Raw genomic sequence first — 23,691 nt, 5'->3', positions numbered from 1 at the left:
GCTCAGCGTCCCTGACCCGGGCCGCGCTCGCCCGAGAGGAACTTGGCGACGCCCTCCACCGCTTCCGGTGCCTGGGCACGGATGCTGCCGACGATCAGGCTGCTGTAGTCCTGGGCCTCGTCCCACGTCATCGACTGCACACGGTGGTAGGCGCGCTTGGAGGCGTCGAGGCTGTAGGCGTTGAACGCGGCGATGTGCTCGGCGAGCGCGATGGCCTCGTCGAGCAGCTCGGCATCCGGCACGACCTTGTTGACCAACGCCATCCGGAAGGCGGTCTGCGCGTCGGCGCGCCGCGAGGTGAAGATCAGCTCCGCGGCGTGCTTGGGAGCGATCCGCTTGATGGAGGCCGGCCCCGCCTGCATCGGCCAGCTGCCGAACCCCTGCTCCGGCATCGCGATCTGTGCGGATTCCGCCGCGATCGCGAGCTCGCACGTGTTGATGAGGGTGGACCCGCCGCCGAGCGCGTAGCCGTTGACCGCGGCGATGAAGATGGCGCGGTGCGCTCGGATCTCCGCCTGCACCTGCGTCCACGGGTGCAGCACCTGGGTGCCGTGCGCCTTGCTGAACTCCTCCATCGCCGCGGTGTTCTGCGGCGAGAGATCGACACCGGCGCAGAACGACGTGCCGGTTCCGGTGAGAACGACGACCTTCTTGTCGGCGACCTCCGTGAGCGCCTCACGGAGCCGCTTCATAGAGTCCATGCTCATCGCGTTGCGCTTCTCAGGGCGATTGATCGTGAGGACGGCGTAATCGCCTCGATCGTCGACGAGCACGAGCTCGTCGAAGGGCGTCGCGGTCTTGTCTGCGGAGTTCGGCATGGATGTACCTCTCGGGTCGTGCGCTCACGAGACGCGATCAGCCCTCGGGAGGAGGCCCTGCCGTCGCGTCATCGGAAGATCGGCGTGGGTGATGCAATGCACGATAGACACAACCAACCCAATCGGTCAACCGTTTGGTTGATATCTCTGCGGCGGCGCGGGAACTGCGTTACGGTTGCCCGATGATCGACAGCGACCCGCCGCCTCCATCACCAGCGCCCACCGCCAGGGAGCGCATTCTCCGCGCGGCCGCCGCGGAGTTCGCCGAGCACGGCTTCTCCGGCGCCCGGATCAACCGCATCGCACAGCTCGCGGATGTAAACAAGCAGCTGATCTACCACTACTTCGACAGCAAGGACGGCATCTACGCCGCCGTGCTGGGCGAGATGCTGACCTCGATGCACGACTCCATCGAGTCGGCATCCGGCATTCGCGAGTTCGCTCGCCGCCAGATCGGCGAGCCCGAAGCGCGCCGCGCCTGGTCGCGGATGGTCGCCTGGGAGGGACTCTCCGAGGATCGGCCGGTGATCTCCGCCGAAGAACGCCAGGAATCGATCCACCGCCAGGTGAACGCGATCCTGCGCATGCAGCGGGAGGGCAACCTCGCGACAGACGTCGATCCGCGGTTCGTGCTCGCGACCATCTACGCCGTGGGCATCGCGCCGCACGTGATCCCTCAGCTGGTCGACTTCTGCCTCGGTCCGGGAGCGGCCGAGTCCGAGGACACGATCACGGCTTGGGCCGACATGGTCACGCGGATGTTCACCCGGCGCGCCGAGGCGACCTGACGGAGAACCACCCCCGGTAACCAAACGGTTGACGACTGCCATTCGGCAGAGTAGGTTTCCCTCACACCGGGTGACGACGCCCGGTCTCGAGACGAGGGCAGTTCGATGACCATTGCAGACCAGCGGGTGGCCACCCGCTTTCCCGAGTTCGACCCCGAGCAGCGCTACGGGATGATCATCGACGGCGAGCAGGTTCAGGCCGCCGACGGTCAGACCTATCGCTGCGTCGACCCGTTCGAGGACGCCGAGTGGGGCTATATCCCCGTCGCCGGCGCCGCCGACGTCGACCGTGCCGTGCGCGCCGCGCGCGCCGCCTTCCCGGCCTGGTCCGCGATGTCGCCGTTCGCACGACTCGAGCTGTTCCGGCGGTGGGGCCAGCTCATCCGCGAGCACGCGTCCGAACTGGCGCGGCTGCAGGTGCACGAGAACGGCAAGACCATCACGGAGATGAGCATGGTCCCGGGGGCCCTCGCGCAGGGCGCCGAGTTCAGCGCGAACTACGCGCTGACGCTGCACGGCGAGACGGTCACGCCGATCATGCCGGGGCACACCGCCTGGACGGAGCGCGTCCCGATCGGCGTCGTCGCCGCGATCGCCCCCTGGAACAACCCGCTCGGCCTGCTCCAGTGGAAGCTGTTCGGTGCCCTGGCCTCCGGCAACACGATCGTCGTCAAGCCGTCGGAGGTGACGCCGGTGTCGACGATTCGGCTGATCGAACTGGCACTCGAGGCCGGATTCCCGCCCGGTGTCGTCAACGTCGTGACCGGCGCCGGAGCCACCGGCGCCGCTCTGGTCGAGCACCCCGGGATCGACAAGGTGGCCTTCACCGGATCGACCGCGACGGGCCGATCCATCGCCCAGGCGATCGCGCCTCGTCTCATCCGCGCGACGCTCGAACTCGGCGGCAAGGGAGCCAACATCGTCTTCGACGATGCCGACCTCGATCGCGCCGCCGAGGGCCTGCTCACGGGCATCATCGCCGGCACCGGACAGGCCTGCAATGCCGGATCGCGCATCCTGATCCAGAGCACTGTCCTCGATGACGTGCTGTCCCGGCTCGAGAGGCTCCTCTCCCAGGTCGTGATCGGCGATCCCCTGGACCCCGCGACGCAGATCGGTCCGCTCGCTTCGCGCCCGCAGTACACGAAGGTCACCGGCTACTTCGACATCGCGGAGGGTGAGGACACCACCGCTCTGCTCGTGGGTGGCCGCTGCGGCACGGATGTGCCCGGCGTGACGGGCGGCCTGTTCGTGGAGCCGTCACTGTACGCGACCCCCGATCGCGACTCGCGTCTGCGGCGCGAGGAGATCTTCGGGCCCGTCGGTTCCGTCATCGTGTTCGACACCGAGGATGAAGCCGTCGAGATCGCCAACGACACCGAGTTCGGCCTGGTTGGTGGCCTGTGGACGCGCGACCTCGATCGAGCCCGGCGAGTGTCGCGGCAGATCGACACCGGTGTGGTGTGGATCAACACCTGGCGCGCGTTCAGCCCCAACGTTCCCTTCGGCGGCCGGAAGGTCAGCGGCCTGGGACACGAGATGGGGCTCGACATCTTCGATGAGTACACGGAGCCGAAGGCCTACTGGCACGGCCCCGACAACTCCTGACGTCGCCCGCGAAAGCGCATACCTCTCCGAACTCCGACGCTGCCGTACGAGGTCAGGAGCATGCGATGAGCATGGAGCGCACGGATGACGAGGGCCCCTGGGACCTGATCGTCGTCGGCCACGGGTTCGCCGGGCTGTCCGCCGCAGTGGCGTATCTCGAGGCGCGGCCCGAAGCGACACCACGTGTGGCGGTGATCGACCGCGCGCGGCCCGACGAGCGGGGCGGTTCCACACGCTGGGCGCCTGCGAGCTTCCGTGCCACGGATGTCAGCGCAGCCCTGTCCGAGACGCTCGGCTGGCTGACATCCAACGGCGTCGGTCTTCGTCCGTTTCCCGGCTTCGCGCCATGGCGCACGACGGGCGACTGGCGCTCCCTCGTCGGAGAGGGACGCGGGTTCGTCGAGCGGTATCACGACCGTGCCACCCGGCTCGGCGCCCGCTTCTTCTACCAAACGGAGCTGCTGGGGTTGGGACGGGGCGCCGGCGGTGCAGTGGCCCGGGTCGAGGTGCGCGGCGCTGACCGCGAGATGGCGATGGACACGACTGCGGTCGTGCTCGCCTCCGGGGGCTTCGAGGGCGACCGGGAAGAGCTTGCACGCCGCATCCCCGGGGGCGAGCGACTCGAACCCGCCTCCCCTGGTGCCCGGCTGAGCACGGGAGCCGGTCTCGCCGCCGCGACCGCGATCGGGGCGGCACGAACGGGCCGCCCCGACACGGCGGCGCTGCTTCCGGTCGATCCCCGCAGCGACCGCGTCGCATCGATCGTCGGCACGTGGCTCCGCGGAATCCTCGTCGATCTGGATGGCCGGCGCTTCCTCGACGAAGGCGAGGGCACCTTCGAGTCCCATGCCGACACGGTCGCGCGCGCGGTGCTCGCCCGAGGGGGGCTCGCGTTCGCCATCACGGACGCCACGGTGCGAGCCGCCATGCCGGCGAGCGCGGCATTGCAGCGCACCGATCAGCCTCCGATCAGCGCCGACTCGATCGCGGAGTTGGCCGATCGCCTCGGGATGGACGCCGCGGTGCTGGGACGAACCGTCGAGCAGTACAACGCCGCGACCCCCGGCGCCCTCCACGACGGCAGCCCGCTCGACGGCAATCGCACGACCAGCGCCTCGCCGGAGAAGTCGAGCTGGGCGCTTCCCCTGATCCAGCCGCCGTTCGAGGCGCTGCCGGTCGGCGCGCAAGTCGCCTTCACCACCGAGGGGCTCCGAGTGGATGACGCGGCGCGTGTCCTCGACGCACAGGGCGACGTCATCCCGGGCCTGTACGCGGCGGGGGCGATCGCGGGTTCCTTCCCCGATCACGCGCGCCCGACGGACGCATCCTTCCTGCACGCGATCCTCTCGGGTCGCCTCGCCGGCGCAGCGGCGGCGGCGCAATGCCCGTGATCCGGATCTTCAGGCCCGCGAGCTGGGCGCCAAGCGTTGAATGAGTGCGTCGACGAACGCGCTGTAGCGTTCATGGAAACGATCGCTGTCCGGCGCGTCATGGGTGATCATGCGCACCATCTGCGGCGCCGTGACGGGCCCCAGGGTGAGGAACAGGATCAGGAGGGAGACCAGCTCGGGATCCAGCTCCATCTCGACATCACCCCGGCCTTGGGCCCGCACCACAACCCGCGTGCTCTCAACGAGCGCACGCGAGCGCTCCTCCTCCAGGACGGCGTGTCCGGTGTCGGAGATGCCCTCTCGTACGATCAGGCGAAGCCAGGGGTTGTCGGGATTCCTCCGGGGCCAGTCGGTGATGTCACGCACCCAATCGGCGAACGTCTGAGAGCGCAGGTCCGCCCAGATCTCCTGGGTGATGTCGACCACCTTCGCCATCACGGCATCCCGCAGGCCGTCCTTGCTTCCGAAGTAGTAGTAGACCAGTGACTTGTTGCAGCCGACCGCCTTCGCGATGTCCTCCACGGTGACGGCGCTGATGCCGCGCACACTGAATTGGTTCGCGGCCTCCAGGAGGATCTCCTCCCGACGGAGTCGACCACGTTCGCGCAGAACGCGGTCGTCCGTTGTGGTGGCATTCGGGCGGGACTTCGGGCGCTGGGTCGGCATGTCGATTCCCCACCCTACAGATGCAGGTGAGGGGACGGGCTCACGCAGCGCTGGAGACGGCGAGGAACGTGCGCAACGGGACATCCGGATCCGCGAGCACCGCCGGGTCCAGGACGGCCTTCGATTCCACGAGCTTGCGCGAGAATGCGAAGTCACCGGGAGCCCCCACGATGTCGGCGGCGATGAGCCTGCTCTCCGCGAGGTAGAACACTTCGAGCTTGCGGCCATCCCCCGGCGCACCGCGCACGACGACCGTGTCCGCGGTGGCGCTGAGACCGACCGACTGGAGCTTGAGGTCGTACTGGTCCGACCAGAACCACGGAAGGGCCGAGTAGGTCGACTCCTCCCCCAGGATGCTCCGTGCGGCGTGCCGCGCCTGCTCCGACGCGTTGGGGGCGGACTCCAGGCGCCGCAGACCGCCGTGCTGCGGGCACGGATGCCGGGAGACATCGCCGATGGCGTAGACCCCTGGAAGCGATGTGCGCAGCTGGCCGTCCACGACGATGCCGTTGTCGGCGATCGCCCCGGCACGCTCTGCGAGCGCAGTGCGCGGCGTCACGCCGATGCCGACGAGCAGGAAGTCGATCTCGAGCGCCGCTGCGTCGTCGAAGACGACGGCTGTGACGTCACCGCGGGCATCCGTGCGGAAACCGGCGATCCGTGCGCCGGTCCGGATCTCGACGCCCTCCTCCCCGTGGACGCGCTGGAAGAACGCGGACACGGGTGCGGATGTCACGCGCGCCAGGACGCGATCGGCGGCTTCCAGGATCGTCGTCTCCACGCCGGCGCGCCGGGCGGCCGAGGCGATCTCCAGCCCGATGTACCCGCCGCCGATGATGGCTGCCCGGGCGCCGGGGCGAAGGAACTGCTGCAGCCGAAGGGTGTCATCGAGGGTGCGCAGCGTCAGCACATTCGAGGCACCGCGCAGCTCCGGATGCGGCAGCATCCGGGCCTGCGAGCCCGTGGCGACGATCAGCGCGTCGTACGGGATCGTGTCGCCGTCGTCCAGCTGAACACTCCGTCCCGGCGCGTCGATCGCGGCGACCGAGCGCCCGACGCGCAGATCGATGTCCTCCCGCACGTAGAAGTCATCGGTGCGGAGGGCGATCTCCCCGAGCTGGGCGGTGCCGGCCAGAATGCCTTTCGAGAGCGGCGGGCGCGAGTAGGGCGATGCGTGTTCGTCGCCGATGATGGTGATCGGCGCCTCGCTCCCCGCCAACCGCAGTGCGGCGGCGGCATCGACCCCCGCCTGTCCTGCCCCGACGACCACGATGCGATCAGTGCGCTTCGCCATGGCAGATCACTGGACCTCGGGCACGGTGACGACGAGCCCGTCCGTGTCGGCCTCACACCGGATCTGGCACGAGAGCCGACTGAAATCCGTGGGCTCCGCGGCGGTGACCTGCAGCATGTCCTCTTCTTCGGGGCTCCGCCCCCCGAGGCGATCGAACCAGTCGGGGGCGACGAAGACGTGGCAGGTCGCGCACGACAGCTCGCCGCCGCACTCGCCGATGATGCCCGGCACCAGGTTGTTGAGCGACGCCTGCATCACAGAGGTGCCGTCCTGGGCTTCCACTACTCGGCGCTCCCCGCCGGGCAGCACGTATTCAACTCGCGACATCGGTATCCGGACCTCCTCGTCCGTCGGCCGCGACGTTCGGTCATCGCGGCGAAATTAACTCGTGGGTTAGTTTCTAGCGCACATCTCCCGGAATATCCACTTGAGCGGCGGAACTTTTCTTGACCCGTGCGTTGCATTAGCGGTGAACCTGGCGTAGCTTCGCTCCAGGCCGCCCGCACATCGGAGTGGGGCGAGACATCTGCTGGGAGGCAGTGATGACCGATCTTCACGGTGCAGTGACCGTCGTTACCGGCGGAGGAAAAGGGGTCGGCCTCGGCCTGGCCCTCGAGGTCGCCCAACGCGGTTCGCGCGTTGTGATCGCTTCGACATCCGACGCCAGCGGCGCCGTGGAGGAGATCCGCGCCGCCGGTGCGGAAGCCGACTGGTTCCAGGTCGACGTGTCGGACCGCGCACGGGTGCTGGAGCTCGCAGCGTTCACGCGCGAGAAGTACGGCCCGGTCAACATCCTCATCAACAACGCCGCCGGCGGCGACAGCGCGGGCTCGATCATCGACAACGGCCCGGAGGGGCTCCAGCGGGCGCTGAACATCAACGTGCTCGGCTACGTGTGGACCATCCAGGCGTTCGCGGAGGACCTGCGCGCCAATGCCGCGCAGGGCGCGCCCGCGTACATCCTGAACGTCGGGTCCGAGCACTCACTGGGCGTGCCGCCGCACGTGGTGCCGCTGAGCGCCTACACCGTCACCAAGCAGGCCGAACTGGCCCTCACCGAGGTCGTCCGCCGGGACCTCGCGGACACCGGCATCGTGGTGTCGCTCGTCGCCCCCGGCTGGGTTCTCACCGAGCAGATCAGAGAGCTGATCTCGGCATCCGAGGACTTCGCCGCGGCAGTCACTCCGTACGCGCAGGAGACCAGCGAGGTCGCGCGGATCGCGGTCGAGGGGCTGCTGTCCGGGCGCGAGCTCATCGTCACGAACCCGAAGTCCGTGCCGTTCGCGAAGGAGCGAGCCCACCGCATGCTCGGCGACCTGAGCTGGGCCGAGCACCGCGAGGAAGCGGCCGAGGCTTGGTCGCACGACGGCACCGGCGACGCCGGCAAGTGCCCGGTCGCCCACGCTCTCGGTCTGGCGTAGCGCCGGCCAGATCCCACGCGCCGCGGCGGATCCGCCCGGACCTCACACCTCATCACCCCACGCAGCTCGCCACCGGCGAGCCCGCACCTGTCACGTCACCATTCAAGGAGGAAGAAATGACACCATCGACCGTCGTGGACGAGGTAATCCCCGATCTCAGCGACCCGCAGACCTTCGTCGAGGGGGTCCCCCACGAGGGATTCCGTCGGCTTCGCGAGCGAGAGGGGCTGTATTGGCAGCCGACCGAGATCTCGCCGTCCCGAGGCGGCTACTGGGCGGTGACGCGGTTCCAGGACATCCAGGCCGTCGAGAAGGATCTCAGCGCCTTCACGTCGACGCACGGTGTCTCGTACCCGTTGATCTACCCGTTCCCAGCGCCGGCCCCGATGAACGACAACCTCATGTTCACCGATCCGCCGCGGCACACGGGCCTTCGCCGCGCGGCTGCTGCCGGGTTCGGCCCGCGCGTTGTGGCGCACTTCGACCCGTGGGTGCGCGAGATTGTTCGCGAGGCCATCGCCGACATCGAGTCACTGTCGGAGTTCGACTATGTCGACAAGTTCGCGCGCACCATTCCGGCCTACGTGATCGCCCGCGTCCTGGGCAGCCCGCGCGAGGACCGCGAGCGCATCGTCGACTGGACGATCCGCCTCTTCGCGGCCGGCCAGGAGACCGGCGACGGCACCCAAGCCCAGATCGCGCTGGTACAGAGCGTCCAGGAGGAGATCCAGGCGTACTGCGCCGAGATGCAGGAGCGGAAGCGGGCCGAACCCGCGGACGACATGTTCACCGCACTGTCCAAAATCGCCGACGCCGGCGACATCACTCAGTCCGAGTTCCTCCAGTGGACGCTCCTCATCCTGGCCGCCGGTTTCGAGACCACTCACACGGCCATCGGCCAGTCGATGAGGATGATCCTCGAGGACGACGAGATCCGGGCTGCCACGGACCGCGCCATCGAGGAGGGCAGCAGCGGAAGGCTGGCGGACGAGTTCATCCGCCTCATCACGCCGGCGATGCAAATGGCGCGCCTGGCCACGCGCGATGTGGAGGTTGCGGGCACCCAGATCCGCCAGGGGGACGCAGTGGTCCTGTACTTCACCTCGGCCAATCGAGACGAGACGGTCTTCTCCGACCCCGACACCTTCAACCCGTGGCGCACGGAGACGGCCACGCTCGCCTTCGGCAGCGGGATCCACCGATGCATCGGCTCCTATCTCGCGAAGCTCGAGGTTCAGATCCTGTTCGAGGAACTGCATGCCGCCGGCATCCGACTGCGCTTGAACGGCGAGCCGAAGCGGGGATGGTCCAACTTCATCAACCAGCTGCAGGAGCTGCCCGTCGCGCGAGTGTGACTGGACGCTGCCAGGTGAGGTGCCGGCCACAAGGCGCGGCGTTTCTGCCATCGAACCTCCCCAACTGAGACAAAGGAGTTCTCATATGTCCCTGTCCAGCACTTCCGACATCCGCGGACCGTGGGATGCGGTCGTCGTCGGCCACGGCTTCGCCGGCCTGACGGCGGCGAAAGCGCATCTCGAAGCGGCCCGCGCCGAGGGCCGGACCGCTCGCGTCGCGGTCCTCGAGCGCGCGCCGTACGAGCAACGCGGCGGCTCGACCCGATGGACCACGGCGGTGCTGTCCCTTACCGCCGAGCAGGAACTCATCCCGTTCTGGGGAGAGCGCGTGCGCGAGACGGCGGGCGAGCTCGCGAACGAGGCGTACATCGAGGCGTTCTACCGCCTCGTTCCCGAGACGCTGGAGTGGCTCCGGGAGAGCGGCATCTCGTTCGACGAGTATCACGGCATGTGGAGCGTGCACGGTGGCGGGGCGTCCGTCGTCGACGCCTTCCCCGATCAGATCCGCGCGCTGGGCGGCGAGATCTTCTACGACACGACCGCTCTTGGGCTCGTGCGTGGGGATGGCGGACAAATCGCGGGCATCGACGTGCGCGATACCTCTGGCGCCACGGTGCGCGTCGAGACCCGGGCGGTGATTCTCGCGAGCGGAGGCTTCGAGGGGGACCACGAGTGGCTCACCCGCTACATCCCGGAGGCCTACAAGCTGCGCACGGTGTCTCCGGGCACGCGAAACAACCGCGGCGACGGGATCCGCATCGCTGTGGAGGTGGGTGCCGACACCGCTGGCCAGTTCGACGGTGCGCATGTCGAGCCCTGCGACCCGCGCTCTGACGACATTGAGCCGCTGGTTCCCGCCTACTGGTGGGGCATCCTGGTCAACCGGCAGGGCGAGCGATTCATGGACGAGGCCGCCGAGCTGCAGATGATCCACTTCGACACCGTCGGCAACACGATCCTGCGCACGCAGGGCAACCTTGCGTACGCGATCGTCAGCGACCCTCAGTCGAGGCTCATCGCCCGCATCCCGGGCGTGCGCCAGACCGACATCGACCCGATCGTGGCCGACTCGATCGAGGAGCTCGCCGAGAAGCTCGCCATCGATCCCGGCCGTCTCCGCCGCACCGTCGACGAGTTCAACGCCGCGACGCCCGACCCCGCGGGCTTCGACCCCACGGCCCTGCTCGACGGCCTCGGTACGACGGGAATCGCCCCACCGAAGTCGAACTTCGCCACAGCGCTGACGGACGGCCCCTTCCGGGCCTGGCCGGTATCCGGTCAGATCTGCTTCACCTACGGCGGTCTCCGCGTGGACGGAGACACGCACGTTCTCGACGTCTTCGGCCGCCCAATCCCCGGCCTGTACGCCGCAGGCGAGATCGCCGGAGTGTTCTACGAACAGTATCCGGCGGGCACCTCGGGCCTGCGATCGATGACGTTCGGGCGGTGGGCGGGGCTGACCAGCTCCCGGGAGTCGGTGCCCGAGCCCGTCGGCTCGGAGGCGTGAGCCCGTCCCGCGCAACGAGGCGGCCGGTCACCTTCGGGTGGCCGGCCGCCTCTCCATGCTCCGCGTGGCTTGTCAGGCGAGCGAGAGCGAGCGGAGCTGAACGTCTGATCCCGACCGCAGCGTGATCGTGACCTCGTAGCGTCCCGGTCCCACCGGGCGCGCGAGGTCGAATGCGCGCGAACCGGACGTCAGCGCGTGCACTGTCGCATGCGCCCCCAACCGGATCTCGAGAAGCGCCGCACCGTGGGCGTCGACTGTCGCCCGGGTGAGGTCGCGATCGCTCACGAGGTATCGGAACGTGCCCGATGCGCCGCCGCCCGGCAGGTGGAGCTTCTCCTGCCCAGCGGCCGACGGGCCGACGTACGCGCCCCCGGAGACCTGGCACGCGCGCCACGCCTCGATCGCCTCTCCCGGGGCGTGAGGGGCGCCCACACCCTGGGACGTCATCGGCACCTCAGCGATCGATCCGTCCGGCGCGATGGTGATCGGCTCGACGCAGAGCCGGCGTCTGGCCATCGAGTTGCCGCTCGAACGGTGGTAGAACACGTACCACCTGCCGTCGACCTGCTCGATCGAGCCGTGGTTGTTCCACGACTGCGGATCGCACCCGTCGTTGTCGATGATGACGCCGCGGTATGTGAAGGGTCCGAGGGGGCTCTGGGCGGTCGCGTAACCGAGGCTCGTGGGCCTTCCGCGAGAGGTGTCCGCGAAGACGAGATAGTATGTGTCGCCGATCCGCCGCATGGAGGAGCCCTCGTGGAAGTGATGCTCTTCCTCGGTGATCAGGTTGTGCACGACCGCGCGGGTGTCGAAGCCGCGCATGTCGTCGTTCAGGCGAACGCCGCTGGCACGGAACTGCCCCCAGTAGTAGTACGCAGAGCCATCGCGGTCCACGAAGACGGCCGGATCGATGCCGGTGGCGGGCAGCCGCACGGGGTCGCGGAAGGGTCCTTCCGGCCGATCGCTGACCGCCACGCCCTCGCTGTCGTCGGACAGGTCGAAGAAGAGGTGATAGCGACCGTCCTTCTCGATGCAGTCCGGCGCGAACAGCGCGGGCCGCGGAGCATCCCGGCCCGCCTTCATCATGCGCTGAAAGGCCGGCCAGACGCCGCCGCGGCGCATCTGGAGCCCGGTCTTGACGAGGTGCTTGGCCTTGGTCCAGCGCCCCAGAGTCGCCACCGGCGACGTGGCAGCCGGCACCGCCTCCCACTGCTCCTTGTCGATCGCGAACGACGTGTCGTGCACGGTCCAGTCGCAAAGGTCAGACGTGGACACGACGCGGTACTCGTTGCTGCAGTACACGTCCTCGTGCCGATCGAGGCTCCCGTACACATACAGGCGACCATCCGGCATGACATGCGCTTCGCCGTCGGGGATCCAGACGTCGGGAGGGAGAACAGGATTGTGGCCGTGCATGGATGCCTCTCGCGGGTGGTGATCAGGCGGGCGTGACGCGACGTCCGCTCGGGAACGCGTGCTTCCTGCGCGCCATCCGCGATCCACCACCCCCACTTCGCTTGCGCGCGCTAGCGGCTCATTCTCGCAAGATCGCCTCCGGAAGGCAAGCCACACCCGGCTCGTTGTCGTCACGGCAACCAGTGCGGCAGCACGAAGACCGCCCAGGTGGCGGCCGGCGCGAGCAGGATGAGCACGCCAGTGTAGCCCAGCAGCTTTTGCTCGTACACCTTCACGTCGACGCCGTGCGAGTTGGCCAGCACCATCGCCCCGTAGGTCGAGAAAGGGCTCACATCGACGATGGTGGCGCAGATGGCGACGGCGACGATGGTTCCGATGACGCTGACGTCACCGCTCTGGAGGAACGGCAGGACCAGCGGGATCAGGATGCCGATGATGCCGAGCGACGAAGCCACCGACGAGACGGCCGCGGCGATGTAGCAGCAGATCAGGATCGCGAGGACCGGGCTCCCCACCGCTCCCACGCCCTCCGCGATGATGGCGACCGTGCCCATCTCCTGCATGAGGCCCACATACGTCAGCACACCGGCCACCAGCAGGAGCGTCGGCCAGGCGACGAAGCCGACGGATCTGCCACGGATCTCACCCGAGTGGACGAGCAGCAGCGCAACCGCGATGATCAGCGAGGTGAAGCCGAGGTCGGTGTTGAATGCCGTCACCACGGTCACGAAGACGATCAGCGCGATCAGCGTCGCGATCTGATGGAACGAGGGACGCTGGATCCGCGACCGCCCCGGCTTGAGCTCGGTGGCGATGGATGCCGTCGCCTGAGTGGCGACGGCATCGCCCCCGCTCGGCTCCCCGCCTGCCCCCTGATGCACCCCGGCGCCGCCACCGGAGATGCGACCTGTCGCATCGACCTTCAGCCCGGACGAACCGGCGACGGGCGACGTGCTCTCGACAGACGCCTCACCGAACGCGGCGTCGAGGTCGTCTTTACGGCCCAGGATGCCCCGTCCCCCGAACGCTCGGAAGCCGATGATCGACGCGAGCGTGTTGAAAGCCATCACGCACACATAGAGCACCCACGGTTCCGGCGTGAGCCCGAAACGCTCCATCATCCCGTTCACCACCACGCCGTACGGCGTGATCGGCGAGAACGCGCCGGCCTGGGCACCGTGCACGACCATAAGACCGATCAGGACCGGGTTCAGCGTGTAGCGGGTGATGAACTTCGCTCCGATCCCTGCGAGCAGAGGCACTGCGCCCGGACCCATGGTCGACATCAGCGCGCTGATCAGGAAGAGGATCCACGGCAGGAACGCAACCCTCCCCCGCACCGCTCTGACGCACAGGCCGACGATCCAGTCGACTGTGCCGTTCGCCTGCGCGACGCCCAGGAGCATCGTGGTCCCCACGAGGATCACGAACAAGTCGACGGGGAACAGCGCGAGCAGATCGGCGGGAGGCTTTCCGAGCAGGACGGTGCCGATGATGAAGGTGGCGATGAGGGCGAGGGCCCCCAGGTTGATGCGAAGCACGGTGCCCATCGTGAAGAAGACCAGCAGCGCGACAATGGACCACATCTCAGGCGTCATTACCTGAACCTCTCTGGCAGCGACGACGGAGACGTCGTCGGGTCGACAGCGTTGTCTGAAGCGGCTTCACCGGTGCGCGGATGTACGGACCCAGCCGCGCCTCGCTGGAGTTGGCAGCGATGTAACCATACGGTTGATCTTCGCGTCAATCATTGGAGGTGATCCGGTAGTCCGCGGATCGAGCCGATCGAGTCTCACAAACGGGCGTGGTCACCTCCGCGGTCGCACCCAGGCAATAGATAGACCTGATCAATGGCCTTTTCCAGCAGCGGACACGCGCCGGAGCTCTCCATGAAGCGCCCGAACGCCGCCCGCCCCACCACCTGGGGGCGGCCCGCCCGATTCCGGAAAGTGACCAACTGGTTGGCCCGAAGGAAGTCGATGGCAACATGCGCGTGCGCCCCCGTGACCGAAGTCGCGGGGGCGCACAGACGGCGGTCGGGTCTCCGTCAGCCGTTGGCCTCGACGGAGAGCCACTCCCACTGCTTCCACGTGGCGAGACGCTGGTCGTACAGCCACGGCACGATCTGCGTGGGCTGCGTGCCGAAGAGCACGCGCAGCGGCGGCTCCTCCGCGTCGACGATCTTCAGGATCGCGGGGCCGGCGGCAACCGGATCGCCCAGGTTCGCATTCGCCGCCCCCTCGGCCATGCCCTTCCGGAGGGCGTCATACTGTGGCTGCGGCGCGGCGTGCACGGCACTGCTGCCCGCCCAGTCGGTCGAGAAGCCTCCCGGCTCGATCAGCGTCACCTTGATGCCGAACGGTGCAACCTCCTGTGCGAGCGACTCGCTGAGACCCTCGAGCGCCCACTTCGATGCGTGATAGCCGCCGAGCGACGGGAACGCGGCGATTCCACCGATCGTGGAGATCTGGATGATGTGCCCGGATCCCTGCTCGCGCAGGAAGGGAAGGACGGCCTGCGTCACGAAGAACGCCCCGAACAGGTTGACCTCCAGCTGAGCACGCAGCTGCTCGGTGGAGATCTCCTCGACCGCGCCGAACAGACCGTACCCGGCGTTGTTGACGACGACGTCGAGACGCCCGAATCGACCGACGGCCGCCGCGACGGCATCGCGCACCGCAGCCTCGTCAGTAACATCGAGCGTCAGCACCAGCAGGTTGTCCCCGTATTCATCCACAAGATCCGCGATCACCGCGGTGTCGCGCACGGTGGCCGCGACGCGGTCGCCGCGCTCGAGCGCGTTCTTGGTGAATTCGCGCCCGAAGCCTCGCCCCGCACCCGTAATGAACCAGTTCTTGCTCACAGCGCCTCCTCGATGTCGCACTCGGCGTCTTAACTGACACCCGGTGTCAATGCTGACTCGCAGGTACACTACGGGCATGAGCGCAGAACCGCAATCCCCGTCGATCCGCGATCGCACGCGGCGCGCCGTGCGCGGCGAACTCGTCGAGGTCGCCCTGCGGCTGTTCGTCGAGCAGGGATACAACGAGGTCCGCGTCGACCAGATCGCGGACGCCGCGGGGATGTCGAAGCGGACGTTCTTCCGCTACTTCCCCAGCAAGGACGCGCTCCTGCTCGGCAAGTACGACAAGCTCGGCGAGGATCTTGCGGCCGCCTTGGCCGCGCGGCCCGCAGATGAGCCGGCATGGCGGGCCCTTCGGCGCATGTTCGATGGCGTCGTCGACTACATCTCCGACCCGGGTCGCGCCGCCCAGGCGGAAGCGATCGACCACATCATCCAGTCATCCGACGTCCTCCGCGCGGGCTACCTCGAACGGATGCAGCGCGCACAGGAGCGCATCGTCTCCGTCGTCCTCGAACGGGCCCCGGGAACCGTCGGGGAGCTGGAGGCAGCCGCCGCGGTCGCCGCCGCCTTCTCGGCGCTGTCCACGGCACACCTGCACGCGGCGCGCTCCTCGATGCCCCTGGCCGAAGCTCTCGACATGGCGATGAGCGCGATCTCCGCGATCTCCTGAGCGGGTCGGGCGGCGACCTCAGGGCCGCCAGGACGCCAGGAAGTTGCCGAGCCGCTCGACGGCCTCTGAGACGACGCGCACCTCGGCCAGCGTGACCATGCGGACATGGTCCGTGCCCGGCCAGTTGAAACCCGAGCCCTGCACGAGCAGCACGTGCTCGGCGACGAGGAAGTCGCGCACGAATGCGGCGTCGTTAGGAATCTCGTACACGTCCGGATCGAGCCGTGGAATGCGTAGAGTGCGCCGCGCGGTTGCACACACGACACCCCGGGAATCGCCTCCAGCCCTGCCCACGCCGCGCTGCTCATGCAGCCGGCCTGTCGGGGCGATGAGCGCGTCGATGGACTGCACACCCGACAACGCGGCCTGCGCGGCGAACTGCGCCGGCATGTTCGGGCACAGTCGCGTGGATGCCAGCAGGCTGATGCCGTGCAGGAAGCCGCGGCGTGCTCACGGGGGCCGGTGATCACCAGCCACCCCGACCGGTACCCCGCGACGCGGTAGGTCTTGGACAGTCCGTTGAAGGTCAGACACAGGAGGTCGGGAGCGACGGTCGCCATGGGCACGTGCACCGCGTCGTCGAACACGATCCGGTCGTAGATCTCGTCGCTCAGCAGCAGCAGCGAGTGCTCGCGCGCGATCTCCGCGATGCCCTCGAGCACCTCACGCGAGTACACGGCGCCCGTGGGGTTGTTGGGGTTGATGACGACGATCGCCTTGGTGTTGGCGGTCACCTTCGATCGGATGTCCTCGAGGTCCGGTTGCCACTCCCGCGATTCGTCGCATAGGTAATGCGCCGGCGTCCCGCCGCCAAGGCTCGTCATCGCCGTCCACAGGGGGTAATCCGGAGCGGGGATCAGCACCTCGTCGCCGTCGTCGAGCAGCGCCTGCATCGTCATCGTGATCAGCTCGGACACACCGTTGCCCAGGTACACGTGATCGGGGTCGACCGGGGGGGGGAAGCCGGGCTCCTGCTCGTATCGCGCCGAGACCGCGCGGCGCGCGGAGAGGATGCCACGGCTGTCGCCGTATCCGTGCGCATGGGGCACCGACGCGATCATGTCGCGCACGACCTTATGCGGAGCCTCGAAGCCGAACACCGCGGGGTTGCCGATATTCAGCTTGATCACCCCATGACCCTCGGCCTCAAGGCGCTCCGCCTGAGAGAGCGCCTCTCCCCGGATCTCGTACAGGACGTTCCGCAGCTTCGCCGCGCCGCAGTCGTGGAGGTATGGCAGTCATGGGATCCCGTCACTATCAACCAAACAGTTGAAACATATCGACTATGCCCGTCTCCCACCAACCTGGCGCGAGAGTCCGCGCAATGAACGCGACAGCCCGACTACAGGACGGGCGCCATCCGGGTGACCTGGGTGACGTGGCGCGGCTCGAGATCGTCGAGGGAGCTGACGCCGAGCAGCTTCATGGTGCGCTCGATCTCGGCGCGCAGGATCACGATGGTGCGGTCAACGTCGGCGCGTCCGCCCGCCATGAGGCCGTAGAGGTAGGCGCGGCCGATCAGGGTGAACTTCGCGCCCAGGGCGATCGAGGCGACGATGTCGGCGCCGTTCATGATGCCCGTGTCGATCATCACCGTGGCGTCCCGGCCCACCTCGCGCACGACCTTCGGCAGCAGGTGGAACGGGATGGGAGCCCGGTCGAGCTGACGCCCGCCGTGGTTGGACAAGATCAGCCCGTCCACGCCCATGTCGATGACCTTCACCGCATCCGGCACGTTCTGCACGCCCTTGATCACGATGTTGCCCGGCCACATCTCGCGGATGATCGCGAGGTCATCGAAGAATTCCCGTAGCCCTCCTCAAATAGGTTCCTCGCGCATCGACACCTCCTTCGCACGGGCTCTCGGTCGTGCGCGTAAGCCACGCACAGGCGGCGGTGCGGGTGTGCGAGAAACTCGTCTCAACTAGATTGAGAGCGCCGAGCGACGAGCAGGTGAACGCGGGGCAAGGGTGCCAGTCTCAACTAGGACTTTCTGTCTCACCTAGCTTGAGAACTGACATCCACAAGGTCATCCTGCGTCGATGCCGCACTCGAGAGAGCCGCTCACGCGTTGTCGCCGAGCACCACAGCCACGGCTTCCGCGACCTGCACGCGGCTCTCCTCAGCCGTCGGCTCCGCGTCGAGTCCGAGCAGCCGGCGCCGATGGCGTTCCCCGAGAAGGAGCGAGAACAGCAGCGGCGCGGACTCGGGCGAGCCTCCGGCGTCGACCAGCTGCTTCGCGAGGAAGGCCTGCGCCACGGCGGGGCCGTTCGCGTAGAACTCCCTCGCGAGTTCCGGGAACGAGACTGCGGCGGCGATGACGACGCGGTGCAGGGCGACGGCCTGGTCGGTCATCAGGGAGCGATGGACCGCTTCCGCAGCCTGAACCAGGTCGGACGGCTCGCTCTCCGGTTCCGTGTACCGGTGCTGCCGCCGAACGACGGCGCAGAAGATGGCGCTCTTGTCGCCGATCGAGTCGTACAGAGTCCGCTTGGCGATGCCCGCCATTCCTGCGACCGCATCGAGTGAGACCGCTTCGTATCCGCGCGCGAGGAAGAGCTCGGTCGCGACCTTCAGCACACGCTCCTGACGCTTCGCGCGCTCATCCGCCGTGGGCCGCCCTCGCTTGCTCGCCATGAGGGCACGGTAACATAATGACACGACAGCGTTTCATTACAGCAGGAGGTGTGGCGACCGTGGACGTGATCTGCCATGTGGCGATAGAGGACGACTGGGGGATGAGCCGGGGGTTCGGCCAGTACGAGGTCTCCAAGCGCGGCGTCCCCCTCGACGACGCGGGCTATGTCCGCGCGACGACCCCGGAACGCGTGGCCGAGGTGGTGCGCGACGGCTATGCGGACCTGTCGCTCCCGCTTCTGCGCATCGATCTGAGCCTGGCGGGACTGGAGCGCGCGGGGGTCCCGGTCGAGTGGCACGACGGCGACCCTCGCGTGCTCGGTCCGATCCCGATGGACCCGGACGTCGTTGTCGGCGAGGAGCCTCTGAAGCCCTGAGCGCGCGCCTCACCCCGCCAGGTGCGCCCACCGCGGCGCCAGCTCGCGCCAGGGGCCGACGGCAGCGACCTCGCCGTCGGACAGCACGACCACGCGATCCGCTCGGGCCAGCGCGGCACGCTTGGACGTCGCGCCGATGACGGTCGCACCACGATCGCGCAGCGCCTGCCAGAGCTCGATCTCCGTGCGCGCATCGAGCGCAGACGACACATCGTCCGCGAGCAGGAGCTCGGCGTCGGCCGCGAGCGCCCGCGCGAGCGCGAGCCGCTGCACCTGCCCGCCGGACAGGCGCACTCCGCGGTGTCCGACGAGGGCGTGGGCGCCGCCCGCCTCGCGGACGTCCTCGCTGAGCCGGGCGCTGTCGATCGGACCGTCGACGTCGCGCTCGTGATCGAGGCGCACGTTGTCGGCGAAGGTGCCGCTGAGGACGCGGGGCACCTGGGCGACGTGCGCGACCTGGCCGGGGCGGAGGAACTCCTGCGCATCGGCGATCTCGACCCCGTTCCACCGGATCTCGCCCGTGTGCTCCATGAGCCCCGCGAGCGCCGCGAGCAGGCTCGACTTGCCCGATCCGACCTGCCCGAGGAGCAGGACCAGCTCGCCTCGGCGCACCTCGAGATCGACGTCCGTCACGCCGAGCGTGCCGTCGTCGTGCACCGCGCTCACCCCGCGCAGCTCGAGCGCCTGCAGCGGCTCGCGGCCCGTCGCGGGCGGCTCGGGCGCGGTCCCCGCGACGAGGTCGACACCGGGCACCGGATCGACGAGGTCGACGCCGCCCGCGAAGCGCGCGGTCGCCTGCTGCCAGCTGCGCGTGCCCGGCGCCTCGGTGACCACCGCTCCCGCGACGACGCCGAACCATCCGAAGCCCGTGACCGCGTTCGCGACCAGGAGGGTGGTCGCGAGATCCCAGACGCCGGAGAGGAACGCCGCCCATGCGGCCACCGCCCCGATGTGCAGGGCGACGATCGGGACGCCGTCGAGGACGGCCTGCACGCGGTGCTCGAAGATCGCCGCCCGCACGCGGCCGCTGTCGACCTCCTGGAGATGACGGTGCACCTCCGGCGTGCGGGCGGCGAGCTTGACCGTGCGCGCGGCATCGAGAGCCGAGACCAGGGAGCGCCCGAATCGCGCGCGGGCAGCCGAGGAGCGTGTCGCCGAGCGACCGGCGATCGGCCGGCCGACGGCGGCCGCGAGCGCGGAGACCACCATGACCGCGAGCAGCACGCCGCCCGCGAGCCAGGAGCGCGACACGAGCGCCGTGACCGCGGCGATGACCAGGCCGTTCACGAAGTCGACCCAGCGGTCGGCGTACATGACGTAGCGGTCGGCGTCCATCGCGCGCGCGACGATCTCGCCGGCGGGAGTCGTCGGCAGCCGATGCTGGCGGGTCTGGCCGTACATGACGCGCATGCGGACGCGCAGCAGGTTCTCGACCCACCAGCTCGGGTAGAGGTAGATCGCCCGACCCAGCGCGAGCGGGCTGAGCAGCATCAGCACCACGAGCCCGAGGAGAAGGGCCGACGGCAGCTCGCCCGCCTGAAGCGCCTCCACGATCCGCCCCCAGAGGAAGCCGGTCAGCGCGCCCTGCGCCGCGGCGAGCGCCGACACGAGGAAGAGCGCCGCGCCCGCGATGCCCCACTGGGGCCGGACGAACAGCACATGCAGGATGCCGCGCGCGAGCGACGGCCCATCGCCGGGCTCCGAGAGCGCGGGCGGAGTGCCGGTGCGGCGCCGCGTGCCGACGCCGGCCGCGGCGTCGGGAGCCGCCGCCGGGGCATCCGCCTCCGCGCCATCCGGCTGCGCGTCGGGCGCGGCGTCGTCGATCTGACCGTCGGACGCTGCCGCCTCGCGCAGGCGGCGGAAGGGGCCATCCGCCGCCGCGAGAGCCTCGCGCGGCCCCTGCTGGACGATGCGCCCATGATCGAGAACGGCGACGAGGTCGGCGCGCTCGATCGTCGTGAGGCGGTGCGCGACGAGCACCCCCGTCCGCCCCCGCAGCAGCCGCTCGGACGCCGCGACCACGCGCGCCTCGGTGAGCGGGTCCATCCGCGCCGTCGCCTCGTCGAGGACGACCACCTGGACGTGGCGGACGAGCAGGCGCGCGAAGGCGACGAGCTGCTCCTCGCCTGCGGAGAGCGCAGTTCCCCCCGGCCCGAGGGCGGTGTCGAGCCCGTCGGGCAGCCCGGCGACCCAGTCGGCGATGCCGAGCTCCGCGACGGCCGCCTCGATCTCGCGCCGGTCGACCGGGGCGAACAGCGCGATGTTCTCCGCGAGCGTGCCCGACAGGATCTCGGTGCGCTGCGTCACGACGCCGACGGCGGCGCGCAGCCTCTGCAGATCCAGGTCGCGCACATCGACGCCGCCCAGCAGCACCGTGCCGCGCGGCGGCTCCTGCGCGCGCGAGATCAGCGCGGCGAGCGTCGACTTGCCCGACCCCGTCCGCCCCACGAGCGCCACGGTCTGCCCGGCCGGCACGTCGAGCGACACCCCGGCGAGGGCGAACGCGCCCTCCTCATAGGCGAAGTCGAGGTCGCGCACCTCCAGACCGACCTGGCCGGGCGGCACGTCGAGGCCGCCCACCGGCTCGGGCTCCACCTCGAGCATCTGCCGGATGCGGATGAGCGCGCCGATGCCCTCCTGGATGTCCGGCAGGTGGTGGACGAGGTTCGACACCGACCCGACGAGCAGGGCCGTCGCGAGGAAGAGCGTGACGAGCTGCTCCGCGGGGAGGCTGCCGCCGAAGGCGAGCACGGCTCCGGTCACCGCGACGCCGCCCAGCAGGGCGTGCAGCAGCACCTCCGCCCGGTTGATGAGCCGCATCTCGAGGCCCGTCAGCGTGCGGAGCCGCGCGTGCACGACGGCCGAGATCTGCGCGAGGCGCCGCACCGCGAACGCCTGGCCGAGGCTCGTGCGGAGGTCGTTCCGCGCAGCGACCGCCTCCTCGAACGCGGCGGCGTGGTCGGTCCACGCCTCCTCCTCCGCGACCTTGCGCAGGGCGATCTCGCGCAGCAGCGGGCGGGCGACGAGCGCCACGATCACGCCGAGGACGGGGAAGAGGATCCACGCGGGCCACCACGTCGTGCTCGCCACGATCCACAGCGGCACGACGCCGACGAGGGTCCGCCCGGCTCCCCACAGCTGACGCCGCACGAGCGAGCCGACCGCGCGCGTGTCGTCGTCGACGCGGTCGAGCACCTCGCCCACCGCTTGCTCCGACAGCACTGCCAGGGGCTGGCTCATCGCGGCCGTGAGCAGATCGCCGCGCAGGCGCCCCTCGGCGCGGTCGACGACGCCGGCCCACAGGACCTGCCCGACGCTGTCGACGACCGCGCCGCCGACGACGCACAGGGCGAAGAGGAGCAGCGCGTCGACCGTGGGGTCGCCCGAGAGGCGCCCCGCGATCACGGTCCCCGCGGCCTGGCCGGTCGTGCCAGCGACGAGCAGGACGATCGCGGCGAACGCAGCGGGCCCGCCCAGCCGACGCCAGCCCAGTCGGCGCCAGGCAGGGCGCTCGGATGCGCTCCGCGCCGCGTCAGCGGGACGACGGGGGCCGGAGGGCGCGGGAGAATCGGGAGAGGCTGCGTCGGACATCACCGCCAACGCTACGGGCAACGACCGACAGGCGGGCGCTGCCGGGGGCAAGGACAAGGGGTCCTGCCAACCTCATGGCAACTCGGTTGACACGTCCGCGCAACGTGTAAAAATTCGGCGGTATTTTTTACACGTTACGGTCACGTCGTCGTAGGCTTTCCACATGACATGGTCGCCTTCGGAGCCGTACAACGCGCTTCCGCTGCTCCCGCCGAACGCGGAGATCGAGACGAAGGCGGTCCTCCGCGACACGATCCGCGCCCGCGCCGCACTTGCAAGCCTGAACGAAGCGGCGAAGCGGATGCCCAATCCGCTCGTGCTCGTGAACTCGATCTCGCTCCTCGAGGCGCAGGCGAGCTCGGAGATCGAGAATATCGTCACCACGACCGACGACCTCTTCCGATATGCGCACGACCCCGCGGCAGCCGCCAGCCCGGACACCAAGGAGACTCTGAGCTACCGCGCTGCCCTGTTCGCCGGTCTGGAGATCATCGCCCGGCGCCCCCTGTCCGCCTCAACCGCCATCGAGGTCTGCACAACCATCCACAGGCGGGAGATGGATGTCCGGACTCTTCCTGGCACCTACATCGGGAACCCCGCAACGCACGAGGCGATCTACACTCCCCCCGTCGGAGAAGGCGTCATCCGCGACAAGCTCTCGAACTGGTCTGAGTACCTCCACCGAGATGATGAGATCGACCCGCTCGTGCGGATGGCGATCTCGCACTACCAGTTCGAGGCCATTCACCCCTTCGAGGACGGCAACGGCCGCACAGGCCGCATCCTCAACGTCCTCTACCTGGTGCAAGCGGGGCTCCTCGACGCTCCGATTCTCTATCTGTCCCGCTACATCATCCGGAACAAGAACGACTACTACCGCCTTCTCCTCGCGGTCACCCGGGACGGCGCGTGGGAGGACTGGGTGCGGTTCATGCTGCGGGGACTCGAACAGACCGCGCAGGAGACACTCGGCAAGATCGACGAGATCCAATCTCTGCAGGAGACAGTCCGCCAGGAGATCCGCGATCTGACCACGGCCGGCAGCAACTCCGACCTGCTCGACGTGCTCTTCGAGAATCCCTACGCACGCATCGCGAACGTGATCGACCGGTGCGGTGTCTCCCGCCCCACCGCGGCCTCGTGGTTGAACGCGCTCGTCGCGGGCGGCGTCCTCCGAGATCTGCGGCTCGGCCGGGACCGACTCTTCATCAACGTGCGCTTCCTGGACATTCTCTCGCGCAACGCGCCGCCCCCGGCACGCGCCGTGATGCTCTTCTGACAGGTCT

At 69.0% G+C, this 23,691-nt stretch carries 18 protein-coding genes and 2 pseudogenes; 9 read left to right on the top strand and 11 right to left on the bottom strand.

Features of this window, described 5'->3' with window-relative positions:
* Positions 1–2 precede the first annotated feature (2 nt).
* Positions 3–818: an enoyl-CoA hydratase/isomerase family protein gene (locus M1D46_RS03480; protein WP_456284373.1), complete on the bottom strand. Its 816-nt coding sequence runs from the start codon at positions 816–818 to the stop codon at positions 3–5.
* Positions 819–1,000: 182 nt separating this feature from the next.
* Between M1D46_RS03480 and M1D46_RS03475 the strand changes: the two genes are divergently transcribed.
* The 3 genes from M1D46_RS03475 to M1D46_RS03465 all read left to right on the top strand — a co-directional run bounded on the left by M1D46_RS03475 (position 1,001) and on the right by M1D46_RS03465 (position 4,605).
* Positions 1,001–1,606 carry a TetR/AcrR family transcriptional regulator gene (locus M1D46_RS03475; protein ID WP_456284372.1) on the top strand — a complete coding sequence of 202 codons (606 nt, stop codon included), beginning with the start codon at positions 1,001–1,003 and terminating at the stop codon, positions 1,604–1,606.
* 105 nt (positions 1,607–1,711) lie between these two features.
* Entirely contained in the window at positions 1,712–3,214 is a 1,503-nt protein-coding gene (locus M1D46_RS03470; protein ID WP_456284371.1) for an aldehyde dehydrogenase family protein, read from the top strand.
* A gap of 65 nt (positions 3,215–3,279) precedes the next feature.
* Positions 3,280–4,605, top strand: a complete 1,326-nt coding sequence (locus M1D46_RS03465; RefSeq protein WP_456286629.1) for an FAD-binding protein — start codon at positions 3,280–3,282, stop codon at positions 4,603–4,605.
* Positions 4,606–4,614: 9 nt separating this feature from the next.
* Here M1D46_RS03465 and M1D46_RS03460 read toward each other — a convergent pair whose 3' ends face one another.
* Genes M1D46_RS03460 through M1D46_RS03450 form a run of 3 tightly spaced genes read right to left on the bottom strand, consistent with a single transcriptional unit; the run spans position 4,615 to position 6,847 of the window.
* On the bottom strand, positions 4,615–5,271 hold the full coding sequence (locus M1D46_RS03460; protein WP_456284369.1) for a TetR/AcrR family transcriptional regulator: 657 nt from the start codon (positions 5,269–5,271) through the stop codon (positions 4,615–4,617).
* A 40-nt stretch (positions 5,272–5,311) separates the two neighbouring features.
* Entirely contained in the window at positions 5,312–6,565 is a 1,254-nt protein-coding gene (locus tag M1D46_RS03455; protein ID WP_456286627.1) for an NAD(P)/FAD-dependent oxidoreductase, read from the bottom strand.
* Positions 6,566–6,571: 6 nt separating this feature from the next.
* Positions 6,572–6,847 carry a 2Fe-2S iron-sulfur cluster-binding protein gene (locus tag M1D46_RS03450; protein WP_456286626.1) on the bottom strand — a complete coding sequence of 92 codons (276 nt, stop codon included), beginning with the start codon at positions 6,845–6,847 and terminating at the stop codon, positions 6,572–6,574.
* Positions 6,848–7,077: 230 nt separating this feature from the next.
* On the opposite strand from M1D46_RS03450, the gene M1D46_RS03445 reads away from it, so the two are divergent.
* The 3 genes from M1D46_RS03445 to M1D46_RS03435 all read left to right on the top strand — a co-directional run bounded on the left by M1D46_RS03445 (position 7,078) and on the right by M1D46_RS03435 (position 10,848).
* Positions 7,078–7,986 carry an SDR family NAD(P)-dependent oxidoreductase gene (locus tag M1D46_RS03445; RefSeq protein WP_456286625.1) on the top strand — a complete coding sequence of 303 codons (909 nt, stop codon included), beginning with the start codon at positions 7,078–7,080 and terminating at the stop codon, positions 7,984–7,986.
* On the top strand, positions 7,953–9,341 hold the full coding sequence (locus tag M1D46_RS03440; protein ID WP_456286624.1) for a cytochrome P450: 1,389 nt from the start codon (positions 7,953–7,955) through the stop codon (positions 9,339–9,341). The genes M1D46_RS03445 and M1D46_RS03440 overlap by 34 nt, the downstream gene beginning before the upstream one ends.
* A gap of 85 nt (positions 9,342–9,426) precedes the next feature.
* On the top strand, positions 9,427–10,848 hold the full coding sequence (locus M1D46_RS03435) for an FAD-binding protein (RefSeq protein ID WP_456286623.1): 1,422 nt from the start codon (positions 9,427–9,429) through the stop codon (positions 10,846–10,848).
* Between the two features lie 72 nt (positions 10,849–10,920).
* Here M1D46_RS03435 and M1D46_RS03430 read toward each other — a convergent pair whose 3' ends face one another.
* From M1D46_RS03430 to M1D46_RS03420, 3 genes are all read right to left on the bottom strand, one after another.
* On the bottom strand, positions 10,921–12,264 hold the full coding sequence (locus M1D46_RS03430; RefSeq protein ID WP_456286622.1) for a family 43 glycosylhydrolase: 1,344 nt from the start codon (positions 12,262–12,264) through the stop codon (positions 10,921–10,923).
* 170 nt (positions 12,265–12,434) lie between these two features.
* Positions 12,435–13,862, bottom strand: a complete 1,428-nt coding sequence (locus tag M1D46_RS03425; protein WP_456286621.1) for an SLC13 family permease — start codon at positions 13,860–13,862, stop codon at positions 12,435–12,437.
* 449 nt (positions 13,863–14,311) lie between these two features.
* Positions 14,312–15,127 carry an SDR family NAD(P)-dependent oxidoreductase gene (locus M1D46_RS03420; RefSeq protein ID WP_456286620.1) on the bottom strand — a complete coding sequence of 272 codons (816 nt, stop codon included), beginning with the start codon at positions 15,125–15,127 and terminating at the stop codon, positions 14,312–14,314.
* Positions 15,128–15,203: 76 nt separating this feature from the next.
* On the opposite strand from M1D46_RS03420, the gene M1D46_RS03415 reads away from it, so the two are divergent.
* Positions 15,204–15,800: a TetR family transcriptional regulator gene (locus M1D46_RS03415; RefSeq protein ID WP_456284360.1), complete on the top strand. Its 597-nt coding sequence runs from the start codon at positions 15,204–15,206 to the stop codon at positions 15,798–15,800.
* Positions 15,801–15,818: 18 nt separating this feature from the next.
* Here the strand turns inward: M1D46_RS03415 and M1D46_RS03410 are convergent.
* The 3 genes and pseudogenes from M1D46_RS03410 to M1D46_RS03400 form a co-directional block, all read right to left on the bottom strand.
* Positions 15,819–17,038: pseudogene (locus M1D46_RS03410) on the bottom strand (pyridoxal phosphate-dependent aminotransferase).
* A gap of 104 nt (positions 17,039–17,142) precedes the next feature.
* Positions 17,143–17,601 (bottom strand): annotated as a pseudogene (locus tag M1D46_RS03405) (alpha-hydroxy acid oxidase); the annotation flags it as partial.
* Positions 17,602–17,864: 263 nt separating this feature from the next.
* Positions 17,865–18,437, bottom strand: coding sequence for a TetR/AcrR family transcriptional regulator (locus M1D46_RS03400; RefSeq protein WP_456286619.1), 573 nt, complete (start codon positions 18,435–18,437; stop codon positions 17,865–17,867).
* Between the two features lie 50 nt (positions 18,438–18,487).
* Here M1D46_RS03400 and M1D46_RS03395 point away from each other — a divergent pair, with 50 nt between their 5' ends.
* Entirely contained in the window at positions 18,488–18,814 is a 327-nt protein-coding gene (locus M1D46_RS03395; RefSeq protein ID WP_456286618.1) for a hypothetical protein, read from the top strand.
* 9 nt (positions 18,815–18,823) lie between these two features.
* On the opposite strand, the gene M1D46_RS03390 is transcribed toward M1D46_RS03395, so the two are convergent.
* Positions 18,824–22,405 carry an ATP-binding cassette domain-containing protein gene (locus tag M1D46_RS03390; protein WP_456286617.1) on the bottom strand — a complete coding sequence of 1,194 codons (3,582 nt, stop codon included), beginning with the start codon at positions 22,403–22,405 and terminating at the stop codon, positions 18,824–18,826.
* Between the two features lie 163 nt (positions 22,406–22,568).
* On the opposite strand from M1D46_RS03390, the gene M1D46_RS03385 reads away from it, so the two are divergent.
* Positions 22,569–23,684 carry a Fic family protein gene (locus tag M1D46_RS03385; protein WP_455969020.1) on the top strand — a complete coding sequence of 372 codons (1,116 nt, stop codon included), beginning with the start codon at positions 22,569–22,571 and terminating at the stop codon, positions 23,682–23,684.
* Positions 23,685–23,691 lie beyond the last annotated feature (7 nt).

This window comes from Microbacterium sp. JZ70 (genome assembly GCF_053903225.1).
This window is presented reverse-complemented; position numbering and strand designations above follow the sequence as displayed.